Annotated in this window: 12 protein-coding genes; 8 read left to right on the forward strand and 4 right to left on the reverse strand. The window is 67.9% G+C overall.

Annotation, left to right across the window (positions count from 1 at the left end; all coding sequences use genetic code 11):
- Nucleotides 1-870, reverse strand: coding sequence for an aldo/keto reductase (locus tag P8192_RS13750; RefSeq protein ID WP_278157563.1), 870 nt, complete (start codon nucleotides 868-870; stop codon nucleotides 1-3).
- 75 nt (nucleotides 871-945) lie between these two features.
- Here P8192_RS13750 and P8192_RS13755 point away from each other — a divergent pair, with 75 nt between their 5' ends.
- Genes P8192_RS13755 through P8192_RS13770 form a run of 4 tightly spaced genes read left to right on the forward strand, consistent with a single transcriptional unit; the run spans nucleotide 946 to nucleotide 4,321 of the window.
- On the forward strand, nucleotides 946-2,181 hold the full coding sequence (locus tag P8192_RS13755) for a sensor histidine kinase (RefSeq protein WP_278157564.1): 1,236 nt from the start codon (nucleotides 946-948) through the stop codon (nucleotides 2,179-2,181).
- A gap of 32 nt (nucleotides 2,182-2,213) precedes the next feature.
- Entirely contained in the window at nucleotides 2,214-2,924 is a 711-nt protein-coding gene (locus P8192_RS13760; RefSeq protein WP_278157565.1) for a LuxR C-terminal-related transcriptional regulator, read from the forward strand.
- A gap of 12 nt (nucleotides 2,925-2,936) precedes the next feature.
- The gene (locus P8192_RS13765; RefSeq protein WP_278157566.1) at nucleotides 2,937-3,134 is read left to right on the forward strand and encodes a hypothetical protein; all 198 of its coding nucleotides are present in this window, start codon (nucleotides 2,937-2,939) and stop codon (nucleotides 3,132-3,134) included.
- On the forward strand, nucleotides 3,131-4,321 hold the full coding sequence (locus tag P8192_RS13770) for a winged helix DNA-binding domain-containing protein (RefSeq protein ID WP_278157567.1): 1,191 nt from the start codon (nucleotides 3,131-3,133) through the stop codon (nucleotides 4,319-4,321). The genes P8192_RS13765 and P8192_RS13770 overlap by 4 nt, the downstream gene beginning before the upstream one ends.
- Before the next feature lie 16 nt (nucleotides 4,322-4,337).
- Here P8192_RS13770 and P8192_RS13775 read toward each other — a convergent pair whose 3' ends face one another.
- Together P8192_RS13775 and P8192_RS13780 are read right to left on the reverse strand one after the other, a co-directional pair.
- Nucleotides 4,338-4,535: a hypothetical protein gene (locus P8192_RS13775; RefSeq protein WP_278157568.1), complete on the reverse strand. Its 198-nt coding sequence runs from the start codon at nucleotides 4,533-4,535 to the stop codon at nucleotides 4,338-4,340.
- Between the two features lie 32 nt (nucleotides 4,536-4,567).
- Entirely contained in the window at nucleotides 4,568-6,022 is a 1,455-nt protein-coding gene (locus P8192_RS13780; protein WP_278157569.1) for an L-lactate permease, read from the reverse strand.
- Nucleotides 6,023-6,374: 352 nt separating this feature from the next.
- Between P8192_RS13780 and P8192_RS14560 the strand changes: the two genes are divergently transcribed.
- The 4 genes from P8192_RS14560 to P8192_RS13800 all read left to right on the forward strand — a co-directional run bounded on the left by P8192_RS14560 (nucleotide 6,375) and on the right by P8192_RS13800 (nucleotide 10,755).
- Complete coding sequence (locus P8192_RS14560; RefSeq protein WP_431521121.1) at nucleotides 6,375-6,611, forward strand: hypothetical protein; 237 nt, start codon at nucleotides 6,375-6,377, stop codon at nucleotides 6,609-6,611.
- Nucleotides 6,612-6,676: 65 nt separating this feature from the next.
- Nucleotides 6,677-7,432 carry an ABC transporter ATP-binding protein gene (locus P8192_RS13790; protein WP_278157570.1) on the forward strand — a complete coding sequence of 252 codons (756 nt, stop codon included), beginning with the start codon at nucleotides 6,677-6,679 and terminating at the stop codon, nucleotides 7,430-7,432.
- Nucleotide 7,433: 1 nt separating this feature from the next.
- Complete coding sequence (locus tag P8192_RS13795) at nucleotides 7,434-10,130, forward strand: ABC transporter permease (RefSeq protein WP_278157571.1); 2,697 nt, start codon at nucleotides 7,434-7,436, stop codon at nucleotides 10,128-10,130.
- Between the two features lie 154 nt (nucleotides 10,131-10,284).
- The gene (locus tag P8192_RS13800; protein WP_278157572.1) at nucleotides 10,285-10,755 is read left to right on the forward strand and encodes a universal stress protein; all 471 of its coding nucleotides are present in this window, start codon (nucleotides 10,285-10,287) and stop codon (nucleotides 10,753-10,755) included.
- A 75-nt stretch (nucleotides 10,756-10,830) separates the two neighbouring features.
- Here the strand turns inward: P8192_RS13800 and P8192_RS13805 are convergent, their stop codons facing one another.
- Entirely contained in the window at nucleotides 10,831-12,087 is a 1,257-nt protein-coding gene (locus P8192_RS13805) for an Nramp family divalent metal transporter (protein ID WP_278157573.1), read from the reverse strand.
- Nucleotides 12,088-12,146 lie beyond the last annotated feature (59 nt).

The following is a 12,146-nucleotide window of genomic DNA, read 5'->3' on the forward strand; positions in this document are numbered from 1 at the left end:
TCAGTACTCCTCGTGGACGTCGGGATCTTGGCCCCAAATACGGCCTTGCTCCAGCGCGTCGATCCTCAGCATGTCATCGCCGGTGAGGTCGAAGTCCAGGCTGAGATTGTCGTGCTGACGTTGGGGGTTCGACGACGCCGGCAGCGGGATCACCCCGTGCTGGAGATGCCAGCGCAGCACCACCTGGCCGGGGGTGACGCCGTGGGCGTCGGCGATCTCGGTCAGCACCGACTCTTCGCGCAGTGTGGAGGCGCGGCCGAGCGGGCTCCAGGCCTGGGTGACGATGCCCAGCTGGTCGTGCACGGCGCGCAGCTGGGCCTGCGGGAAGTAGGGATGCATTTCGATCTGGTTGACCGCGGGCATCACCCCGGTTTCCTCGTGCAGGCGGCGCAGGTGCTCGGCGGTGAAGTTGGAGACGCCGATAGAGCGGATCAGCCCCTCCTCGCGCATCTCGATCAGAGCGCGCCAGGTGTCGACGTAGAGGTCGAGGCGCGGCAGCGGCCAGTGGATCAGTGCCAGGTCGACGTAGTCGAATCCGAGGGACTCGAGGGAGACCCGCAGCGATTCCTTCGCACCCCGGTAACCGTGAAACCGGCCCGGGACCTTGGTGGTGATCAGCAGGTCCTCACGGTCGACCTCGGAGGCGCGCACGGCCTGGCCGACTTCGGCCTCGTTGCCGTAACTCAGGGCGGTGTCCAGCAGGCGGTACCCGCGGGAGATCGCACTGCGCAGGGAGCGCACCATGATGCCGCGCTCGGACTTATTGTCACCGCGAACGAGGGTGCCGAAGCCGATACCCGGCAGAGTGGTGCCGTCGTTGAGGGTGTGCGTCGGGATAGACGGGGCGGTCTGGTGTGCTTGGTCGCTCATACTGACGAGCCTATCGCCCCAGAACCCTCCTGCGGGAGGACGCCCGCGCGCACGCGTCCCGCTTAGAGTGGAGGGGTGAACCCGTTGCGCGCCATGGATCAGTTCTCGGCCCGCCACCCTGTCCTGGTGGACGGCTGTGTGGCCGGGCTGCTCTGGTTGGTTCTGGGCCCCGTCTTCACCCTGGGCTACGCGGGGTCCGCACTCGATGCAGCTTGGATGCTCGTGCTGTCGCTGGCTCAAGCGTTGCCCTGGGCCGTGCGTCGCGTGCGACCGGTGACCTCGGCGTCGATCACCGTGGGCGCGTTCCTGCTCCAGCTATTTACCGGGCCGCCGCTGATCGGCACCATCTTCTTCGCGCCCCTGACCGTGCACAATCTGGCGGTGCGTGCCCCGCGCTGGGCCTCCCGACTCGGACTGATCGTCGCGCTGGGCGGCGCGGTGGCCTACGGATTCCGCTTCGGCTACGTACCCTTCAGCACCACCGGTTTCGACGGAGTGCCTACGGTAATGTCGCCGGGCGGGCTGCTTGCCTTCATCATCGTCACCCTGCTGTGCGGGGCGGTGGTGACCGCTGCCTGGGCGTTCGGTGACCTGGCCCGCACCCGCCGTCTGGCCCTGCAACAGACCGCCGACCGCGCCCGGCAACTCGAAATCGAGGCGGCCCAGGAGCGCGAGCTCGCCGCCGCCGACGAGCGCAACCACATCGCCCGCGAGATGCACGACATCGTGGCCCATTCGCTGCAGGTGATCATCTCCCAGGCCGACGGCGGGCGCTACGCGGGTGCCGCCAACCCGCAGGTCGCCGTCGACACCCTGGAAACCATCGGCACCGCCTCGCGTGACGCGCTGGCCGAGATGCGCCGGCTGCTCGGGGTGCTGCGCGGCCCGGAGCAGGCCGAGCACCGGCCCCAGCCCACGCTGGCGGACCTGCCCGGGCTCATCGAGACGGTGCGGCTGACCGGCATCTCCATCGACGTCGCCTCCGAGGGGGAGGCACGCGGGGCGCTGGCTGCTGGTGGCGAGCTGGTGGCGTACCGCGTGGTGCAGGAGGCGCTGACGAACGCAGCCCGGCACGCCGGACCCCGCACCCAGGTGCAGGTGGAGATCACCTGGACCGCACAGGGCATTCACCTGCGCATCGACGACGACGGGCGGGGTGCCGCCGCCCAGCGCGGAGACACCACCGGCGCCGGACAGGGGCTGCTCGGCATGCGCGAGCGAGTCGGCCTGTACGGGGGCGTGGTGTCCGCCGGGCCGCGCCCCGGTGGCGGGTTCCGCGTGGACGCGACCATCCCCTACCAAGAGACCTGACCGGACCTGACCGTGAGAACTGAGGACCGCACATGACCGCATCCCCGAGCATCCGCATCGCCCTGGTGGACGACCAGCACCTGATTCGCTCCGGCATGGCGATGCTGATCAGCTCCCAGCCCGATCTCGAGGTGGTGGCCCAGTCCGACAACGGGCAGGCCGCGCTCGACTCTCCCGAGGTGCGTGGGGCAGACATCGTGCTGATGGACATCCGCATGCCCGTGCTGGACGGCATCGCCGCCACTCGGGCACTGCTCGGCGGCAATGGTTCGGCCAGCGCCGAGGACGGGCACACCCCGCGCGTCGTCGTGCTCACCACGTTCGATCTCGACGAGTACGCCCTCGATGCCATTGACGCCGGGGCCTCCGGGTTCCTGCTCAAAGATGCCCCGCCGGAAGAGCTGCTCGCCGGGATCCGGGCCGTGCACCGCGGCGACGCCGTCATCGCCCCCTCCACCACCCGGCGGTTGCTGGACCATCTAGCGCCGAGCCTGCAGCCGGCCACCCCCACCACCCCGGAGGATGACGCCCGGTTGGCCGCCGTCGGTAGCCTCACTCCGCGCGAAAACGAGGTGCTGGTGCTGATGAGCGCCGGATTGTCCAACCAGGAGATCGCCGCGCAACTGTTCGTCTCCGAAACCACGGTGAAGACCCATGTCGGCCGGGTGCTGCATAAGCTCGGCGCCCGCGACCGGGTGCAAGCCGTCGTCACTGCCTACCGCACCGGCGTGGCCGCTCCGTGAGACGATGAACGCATGACCCACCCCACCCGTCGTCCTTCCCCGGCCACGCTGGGGCTCGTGATCCTGCTCGTCGTCGGCGGGCTCGTCCTTGCCACCGCGCTCGGCCTGAATTTCCTCACGCACGAGCTCAACCTGGTGCTGCTGGTGATCGGCATCGTGCTCATCGCGGCGGCGATCGTCGGGCTGATGCTCAAGGAAATGCGGCCGTGACGAACCGCCCTCTGGCCCGGGCTCGGCTGGTCGCCCAGGGCATCGTTGCGGGTGCCGGGATCGGATCCGGCACGACTCCCGGTTCGACGTCGCGCAATCCCACTCCGCACGAGGTCGCCCGCGCCTTCGCCGCCCTGCAGGGCCAGGACCTGCCCGGGGTGCTCTCCTCGATCGCCCTGCGCGCTGGCACCTCCGCCCAGACCGTCGTCGACGCGTTCAACCGGGGCGAGATCGTGCGAGCCTACCCCATGCGCGGCACCGTGTTCGCCCTGGCCGCCGAGGACGCGCTCTGGATCTCCCAGCTCTGCAACGCCGCCCCGGTGCGCGCCGCCATCAACCGCCGCGGCCAGCTCGGCCTCGAGAACCACCACGTGGCCACCGCCGCCGAGGTGCTGGAACGCACCATCACCGAGGCGCCGACCCCGGGGGTGCCCCGCTCCCAGGTCCTCGCCGCCTGGAACGCCGCGGGCATCGCCACCGACGGCGGGCGCGGCTACCACCTGCTGGTGCACTTCATCTCCACGGGCCACGCCATCTACGGCACCCTGTCCACCGACGGCCACCGCGACCACGACGTCATGCTCGGCGCCCAGTGGCTTCCCGCCGGTTCCGACTTGGCCTCCCGGTTCAACGACGACGAGGTCGCCGCCACCGCCGAGCTGTTGCACCGTTACGTGCTCACCCGCGGACCGCTCACCCTGCGCGACGCCGCCTGGTGGACCAAGCTGCCCCTGCGCCTGCTCCGCCCGGCCGCCGAGCAGATGTTGGCCGAGCACGACGATGTGGAGATCGGCACCTGGACCAATGCCGGGCCCACCTCCGCTGCTTCTGCCCACCGCGACGACGAGCCCCAGTACTGGCGGGCTGGCCTACCCGAGGAGGTCGCCACCGTCGGACGCCGCGTGGACGCACCCCTGTTGCTGCCCGCCTTCGACGAGGTGATCCTGGGCTACCCCGACCGAATGTACATCGTCCCGGAAGCCCACCACGAGGCCCTGGTGCCCGGTAACAACGGGGTGTTCCGCTCCGCCGCCGTGGCCGGAGCCCAGGTGATCGGCTTCTGGAAGCGTGGTCCTTCCGCCGCCTCCGGGGTGCGCCGCTTCGTCCACGAACCGTTCGGCACCGTCTCGGCCTCCCGCGCCGCCCAGCTCGAATCCCGCTACGCCGCCTTCCCGTTCCCACGCTGACCCACCCGGACGCGGCTCACTCCTGTGCGAAGGCGGAGCGGATGCGTTCGATCGCGGCGTCGAGGGAGGCTTCGGTGGCAGCCACGGCCCTCTCGACGTCGCGGTTCAGTGCGGCCTCCATGCGCCGTATTTCGTGGCCCACCGACTCCAGTTCCTGGTTGCGGATGTGGCTCACGCCCACGCGGGTGGCCTCCACCTCAAGAATCCGGCGCACGGCATACACATTGAGCAGCTCGAGGGCGGTGCTCAGAACGCCAGCACCATCACCAATCCGTAGATCACCATCGAGACCAGTACCAGCGGGATGAGCCGCGAGAGCAGTCGTCCGCGGGATACCTCGGGGCCGGGGGTGTCCGGGCGCTGGTACGGGGAGGCCAGCCGATACGCCAGCTCCAGGCGAGCCGGGCTCGCAATAATGGCCCAGTTCGCCGCCGAGTTCTGCATCGCCATCGACCACAGCGGGCTTACCCCCAGCTCGGCGCCCGCCGCCACCTGGGTTGCGCCCATCATGGCGTTCGCACCGGTGCCAGAGGCGGTGATGTACCCGGAGAGCCCGGCCACGAACGGCATCAGGAACAGGTAGATGTGCCCCAGCACGGCCAGGGATTCCGCCAGCACCGCAGCCAGTCCGCCGCCGGCCACGATCACGCCGAGCAAAACGTACAGCGCGGTGGGGATGGACACCTGCCACCACATCAGCCCGGCCTCGCGCGGCAGCCGCCGCAGGTCTCGGCGCTCGATCGGCAGGAACGTGAGCGAAGACAGCGCGGCGAGGGTCGACCACAGGGCCGGAGAGGAGATGATCTCGCCGAACACGCCCAGCTCGAGGTTGCGGTAGAGCATCTGCCCGGCGATCGTGCCCAACAGCAGCGCCACGTATGGAATGAGGGATCGACCCGGCCCCGGGGTGAGCCGCCCGCGGCGGATGATCACCAACCAGATCACGGCCACCAGCAGGGTCGCCGTTGCGCCTGCCACCGCGGCACCGAGCAGGAAGTTCGCCGTCAACACCAGCGCCCACAGCAGAATCCCGGAGCCGAGCCCGGTGGCGCACCATCCCAGGAATTCCTTCCAGGTGGCTTTCGTTGAGGTAGCGTCGTGGGCGGCGTGGCCCGCGATCACCGCCGCGGCAACTCCGGAAGCCACGAAGGCAATCACGTTGAACACGCCCGACGCCAGGCCCAGGTCGTTCATAGATACCCCGGCGATACTGGCACCGAGCAGCGTGCCCGGCCCCATGGATCCCCAGGGCCCGATCATCAGACCCACCAGGGTGAGCAGGGCCGCCCGGTAGGGCGAGAACCCGAACGACAACAGCAGGGGCAACCCGATGAGCACGGAGACACCGAACCCCGTGACTGTCTCGAGGAACGGCACGACCCCGTGCGCCATCAACAGCGCCGAAGCCACGGTTGGCCCACCCGCAGCCAACCATCCGGCCAGCTTGCGCTGCGCGCCGGTTCGGTCCATCACCCTGGAGAGCAGCACACCGCCGCCAATGATGGCCAGCACTTTCACCAGTGTCCAGAAGGAGCCGTTCCAGGCCTCCACCAGGTCGCCGCGCGGGGCGTGGAAATAGAAGACGGCGATCAGCGCGGCACTGATGGTGCCCAGCAGTGGCGGGATGGCCGCCGAGATGCGCGGCAGCGGCAACAGGCCCAGCGTGATCAGAATAGGCAGCACCGCCATAAACACTGACACGCTGCTGCTCCTTTAAACTCCGCGATAAGAATCCGATGGATCTTCCAGGGGGACGACGTAACCGTCGTCCGATCAGCATAGTCCCGCGGTCAAGCGTACTCCGTCAGGTGTCGCTTCTCCGAGATCGGCCGAAGCGCTGACGTCCCGATCGCCAGAGGCCTGGCAACCATAAGAAACCCGCTGCGGGCATCCTCGCGTTCTTCGATCACCCCGGCACCAGCAACGGCCCCACCGAAGCAATCAACGGACGCCTCGAACACCTCCACGTACCAACGCACAAGGGGAAGCCGCCCAGGCCTTCAAGAAGCTGCGGCCCCAAGACCTTGAAGTCGCACGCTTGGTAGCCCTCGGGATGACCAATGCCAAGATCGCGCGCCGCATCCACATGAGTGAAGGCACGGTGAAATTCTGCCTCGCCCGAGCCATGTCGCAGACGGGGGTTGTCGAATCGAGTGCAGATCGCTGTTGCCGCCGCCGAGGCCGGCGTCGTCTTCTCCGCGGACTTCGCTGGCATGTAGGCAGCACAGCACCGTCAGCTGTACCGAGGGTCATCCTCTGGGAGGACCCTGAGAGTGGTTCGTCCACCTGAAGGAACCCTGGAAACCCACCTTCAGGACGATGTGCGCAGTGGTGCCGACGCGACACGATGGAACCATGAATCCAACGACTGCCCCCGCACCCACCGCATCCGCCGTCTCTGCGCGGAACCTCATCAAGACCTACGGCACCGGCGACACCGAAGTCCATGCGCTGAAGAACGTCTCCATCGACTTCGCCGTCGGCGCGTTCACCGCCATCATGGGACCATCTGGATCCGGCAAGTCCACCCTGATGCACACCCTCGCCGGGCTCGACACGGTCGATTCCGGCGAGATCGTCGTCGGCAACCAGACCATCACCGGAATGAGCGACAACCAGCTCACCAAGCTGCGCCGGCAGCGCATCGGCTTCATCTTCCAATCCTTCAACCTCGTACCCACCCTGACCGCCCACCAGAACATCGTGCTGCCTCTCGAGCTGGCCGGCACCCGCCCGGACGAGGCCTGGCTGAAGGAGATCGTCGGGATCCTCGGACTGGGCGACCGCCTCAGCCACAAACCCCACCAGCTTTCCGGCGGCCAGCAGCAGCGTGTGGCGGTGGCCCGTGCCCTGCTCACCCGCCCGGATGTGGTCTTCGCCGATGAGCCCACCGGCGCCCTCGACTCCGCCACCGGCGCTGAAGTGCTCTCCCTGTTGCGCCGCTCGGCCCGCGAAATGGGTCAAACCATCATCATGGTCACCCACGACCCCAACGCCGCCTCCTACGCCGACCGGGTGGTGCTGCTCGACGACGGCGCGCTGCACGGCGAGCTGCTCGACCCCACCCCCCAGACCGTGCTGAACGCCCTGTCCCAGCTGGGAGTGGCCTGACATGTTGAAACTAGCCCTCTCCCAACTCCGCGCTACGCCGCGCCGCTATGTGTCGGTGCTGCTCGCCATCCTCATCGGGGTGACCTTCCTGGCCTCGGCCATGCTGGTCGGCTCCTCCTCGAACGCCACCCTGCGCGAATCGCTCGGCTCCACCTATTCCCGAGCCGACCTGGTGGTCGTCCCATCCCAGAACGATTTCGACGTCAGTAACGCACTCGGCCGTCTCGCCGGCCCGCCCGCCACCAGCGAGACGGTGACCGACGAGAACGGTGATCCCGCCAGCGATCTCGGCGCACTTCAGGATGTCGACGGCGTCGCCGAGGCCCACCCCTCCGTGGCTGCCGGCGCCGGGCTGACCCTGCCGCAGAACATCGTGGACTCCGGCCAGGAAGGCACCTACACCTCGACCTCCGACTTCGCGATGGTCACCCCGGTGCCGCAGAATTCCGCCATGATCCCTGAGTCCCTGGCCGAGGGTGAGTACCCCGCCGTCGATTCGAATGACGAGATCACGGTCGACGCCGCCACCGCCGAACGCCTGAAACTCAGCGTCGGCGACCAGACCACCCTGCAGTTGCCAGCCTTCGCCGAAGACACCGGCGAGGAGTCCTCCCAGGGGCTGGCGGTGACCATTGTGGGCATCACCGAGCGATCCTCCAACCCTTTCTCGATCGGCGCCGCCCAGCTGTACTCGGGCACCGACCTGTTCTCTTCGCTCAATCTGCAGCCGTTCCCCGGTGAGGAAGCGCCCACGGAGTACAGCACCACCGCGGACTACGTGCTGATCGACGTCGCCGACGGGGCCAGCCCGGCCACCGTGGCCGCCGCGGTGCAGGACCGACTCGACCGGGCCGGCGTGAACGCCACCGTAGACACCCCGGATGCCGCCGCCCAGGCACAAGTCGGCGACCTGGCCGGCTCCAACGTGTTCGTCTACATTCTGGCCGGCTTCGCCATCATCGCCCTGATCGTCACCATGCTGGTCATCTCCAACACCTTCTCCGTGCTGGTTGCCCAGCGCACCCGCCAGCTGGCCCTGCAGCGCGTGCTCGGTGCCACCCGCGCCCAAGTGCGCGGCGCGGTGCTCACCGAAGCCCTGCTCGTGGGGCTCGTCGGGTCCGTGCTCGGTGTGGCCCTGGCTTCCGGCCTGGTGGCCGGGCTGGTCGCCATCGGTCGCAGCTTCGAGGGCATGGCCGCGATTACCTTCGCCATGGACCCAGTGTCCCTGAGCATCGTGATCCTCATCGGCATCGTGATGACCGTGATCGCCTCACTCGTCCCCGCAGCCCGCGCCACCCGGGTGTCCCCGCTGGCCGCCATGCGCCCCGTGGACGACGCCACCGTCGGCTCCCGCGCCGGCATCTTCCGCCTGGTGGTGGGCGGGCTGCTCACCCTGGCCGGCGTTGGACTGCTGGTGCTGGGTGCGGCCCAGGGCGAGTTGCTCATCGCCGTTGGCGGTGGCGCCCTGTCCTTCATCGGTCTGCTGATGCTGGCGGTGCTCTTCGTTCCGGGTGCGGTGTACTCGGTGGGCGGACTGGTCCGCGCCACGGGTGTACCGGGCCGCATGGCCCAGCTGAACTCGGTGCGCAACCGCTCCCGGACCACCGCCACAGCCACTGCGCTGCTGGTCGGCACCACGCTGGTCGCGATGATGCTCACCGGCGGCAAGATCGCCCAGGATCAGGCAGACTCCGTGCTGGGCGCGAACTACCCGGTGGACCTCTACGCCCAGCTCAACCCGGAGAATGTTTCCGGTTTCGACGACGCCGAGCAGATTGCGGAGCAGGTCGCGGCAGTGGAGCATGTCGAAGGCGCCCTGGCCCTGCCCCAGGTCGCCACCCTGGAGGACGGTATCTCGGTGTTCGCCATCGATCCCAACGACGCCGACACCTTCGCCGCCTCACTGCCCGCCGCCGACCGTGAGGCGCTGCGTGAGACCGGCACCCTGGTCGCTCCGAGCTGGGTTGCTGAGAACCTCGGCGACACCGTCACGGTCCCCGGTGCGTCGGGGGCCGAAACCGAGGTAACCACCCACGGCACCGAAGCCTCCTCCCTGGACGCGCTAGTCTCCCTGGAGACGGCCGAGCAACTGGGGCTGAATCCCCAGGACGGTATCGAGGCCGGGATTTCACTGCTGTGGATCAACGTGAGCGATGACCTGAATATGGACTCGCTCAACGAGCTGATCGCTGACATCGGCCAGGCCGCGGACATCACTCCGGAGAGCATCTCCGGTCCGGTGGCCGAGCGCATCCTCTACACCCAGATCATCGACATGATGCTGCTGATCGTCACAGCGCTGCTGGCGGTCTCGGTGCTCATCGCGCTGATCGGCGTGGCCAACACGCTGTCACTGTCCACGATCGAGCGGACCCGCGAGAACTCGCTGATGCGGGCGCTGGGGCTGACCAAGCAGGGACTGCGCGGCATGCTCGCTATGGAGGCCGTGCTGGTCTCCGGAGTGGCCGCGCTGATCGGCTCCGTGCTCGGTGTGGTCTACGGCTGGTTCGGCGCGCAGACCGTGTTCGGCGAGCTTCGCGTGGACTCCGGGCTCACCCAACTGGTCCCGGTCTCCGTGCCGTGGCTGAACCTGCTGGCCATCCTCGCCGTCGCCGTGCTCGCCGGCCTGCTGGCCTCGGTGGCTCCGGCCCGGCGTGCGGTGAAACTACAACCGGTCGAAGGACTCGCCGTCGAGTAGGCGGGCAGCCAAACTACTGAAGAGAAAGACGACGACGGGGTCGCCGCGCATCCCAGCTCGGCGACCCCGCCGTTGTCCTCCCGCCCTGTAGTAGGCTCGATGAGGACGATCCACCTCGTCGTGAACCCTTGATTCATGCGACCGAAGGACGACCATGACCGGCATTATTCTCACAGGCGTTGACCGTAGCGAAACCGCCCTCCGAGCTGCTGAGAAGGCAGCCTCCCTGGCCCAGGCTCTGCACACGGAGTTGCACGTGATCTCCGCATTCAGCGTGGACCTGACGCGCACCGTGCGCGCCAACATGAACGAGCGCAACCCCTCCGCCATCGTCACCGCCGTCAAGCGCGCCACCGAAGTGCGTGAGCAAGAGGCCCAGGAGACTGCCGACGCTGTCGTCGCCCAACTCGCCAAGAAATTCGGCGATGTCGCCTTCGTTGCTCGCGCCGCGGAGGGTAGCCCCAGTTCGGTGTTGGTGCGCGAAGCCCAGGAGCACTCGGCCGAGGTGATCGTGGTGGGCAACAAGCGCGTGCAGGGTGCCTCCCGCATTTTGGGCAGCATCGCCCGCTCGGTGGCCGCCGATGCCCCGTGCGACGTCTACATCGCTCACACCCACGAGCGCTAATTCCAACACTGTGATGGCACCCGGACTGAGCTGCTCAGGCCGGGTGCCTCCGTTTGCGTGACGGGCGCAGACCGCTCAGACCAGGGTCGCCAGCTGGTAGATCGCCAGCCCGGTGACCACCACCATGACGATCCCGCCCAGCACGTTGGCCACCACCCCGTTGCGGTGCGAGCCCAGCGACTTGGCTTTATTCATGGTGTAGAGCAGGAACCCGGTGACGATCGGTAGCAACAGACCATTGGCCGCCTGCGCCACGATGATCACCTGAATGGGGTTCACCCCGGTGACGGCGATGACCACACCGATCAGTACCACGGCGACGGCAATGGCGCGGAACCGCTTGGACTTCATGTCGGTACTCCAACCCAGGATGCCCGAAATCGCGTAGGCGGCGCCCAGGGGACCCGCGAGCGCACTCGTCAGCCCCGCCGAGAACAGCCCGATCCCGAACACCCAGTCCGCGGCCGGGCCCAGGAGCGGCTCCAACTGCACCGCCATGTCGGCGGCGGATTCTGCCGAGACGCCATGGACAAACAGCGTGCCCGCGGAGGTGGCCAGCACGGCCAGGGTGATTAGCCCGCCGATCGAGATCGACACCGTGTTGTCGACTTTCGCCCTGCGTAGCGACTTCTCCCGGTCCGGGTCCGCGCCCCACTTTTCTTGCACCAGCGAGGCGTGGAGGAACACGTTGTAGGGCACCACTGTGGTGCCGATCAGCGCAATCGTGGTCAGCAGTGCACCCGCGGGAATCGTCGGCACAAAAATGCCGCGGAACATGGCGCCGAAGTCCGGTTGCACCACCACGACGGTCAGGATGAAGGCGACGGCCATCGCGATCACCAGCACCGTCATCACCCGCTCCACGATCTTGTATGAGCCGGAGAGCAGCAGGAACAGCAGGATCGCGCCCACGATCAGTGCAATCGCCGGGAATGGCAGCGGCAGCACGCTTTCGATCGCCAGCGACGTTCCGGTGGTGTCACCGCCGGCGTAGCTGGATCCGCCCACACCGATCGCCGCCACGATGAGGATGATCATCAGGGACTTAGCGACCGGGTGGTCGAACGTCTCGCGCATGATCTCGCCGAGGCCTTTGCCCGTCATCACGCCCAGCCGGGCGGACATCTCCTGCAGGATGATGGTGGCGATAATGGAGAACACCACCGCCCAGGTCAGGGCGAAACCGTAGTCGGCGCCGGTCACGGTGGCGGTAGTGATGGTCCCGGGACCAATAAACGAAGCGCTGATCAACAACCCGGGGCCGAGCCAGCTGCGGGAGGCTCCCTTGTTCAGGTTCTCGGGGCGAGGTGCGGGTGGAGTGTGATCGGACATGGATTCCTCCTTTGTCCGTCACGACGCTAAACCGCTCTCTGATGCAGGTCAACGGATCA

This window comes from Citricoccus muralis (assembly GCF_029637705.1).
GTDB lineage: Bacteria > Actinomycetota > Actinomycetes > Actinomycetales > Micrococcaceae > CmP2.

Excerpts from the sequence above, each read along its gene's own strand:
- P8192_RS13750 (WP_278157563.1), bottom strand. The coding sequence starts at position 870 with ATGAGCGACCAAGCACACCAGACCGCCCCGTCTATCCCGACGCACACC.
- P8192_RS13760 (WP_278157565.1), top strand. The coding sequence starts at position 2,214 with ATGACCGCATCCCCGAGCATCCGCATCGCCCTGGTGGACGACCAGCAC.
- P8192_RS13765 (WP_278157566.1), top strand. The coding sequence starts at position 2,937 with ATGACCCACCCCACCCGTCGTCCTTCCCCGGCCACGCTGGGGCTCGTG.
- P8192_RS14560 (WP_431521121.1), top strand. The coding sequence starts at position 6,375 with ATGACCAATGCCAAGATCGCGCGCCGCATCCACATGAGTGAAGGCACG.
- P8192_RS13790 (WP_278157570.1), top strand. The coding sequence starts at position 6,677 with ATGAATCCAACGACTGCCCCCGCACCCACCGCATCCGCCGTCTCTGCG.
- P8192_RS13795 (WP_278157571.1), top strand. The coding sequence starts at position 7,434 with ATGTTGAAACTAGCCCTCTCCCAACTCCGCGCTACGCCGCGCCGCTAT.
- P8192_RS13800 (WP_278157572.1), top strand. The coding sequence starts at position 10,285 with ATGACCGGCATTATTCTCACAGGCGTTGACCGTAGCGAAACCGCCCTC.
- P8192_RS13805 (WP_278157573.1), bottom strand. The coding sequence starts at position 12,087 with ATGTCCGATCACACTCCACCCGCACCTCGCCCCGAGAACCTGAACAAG.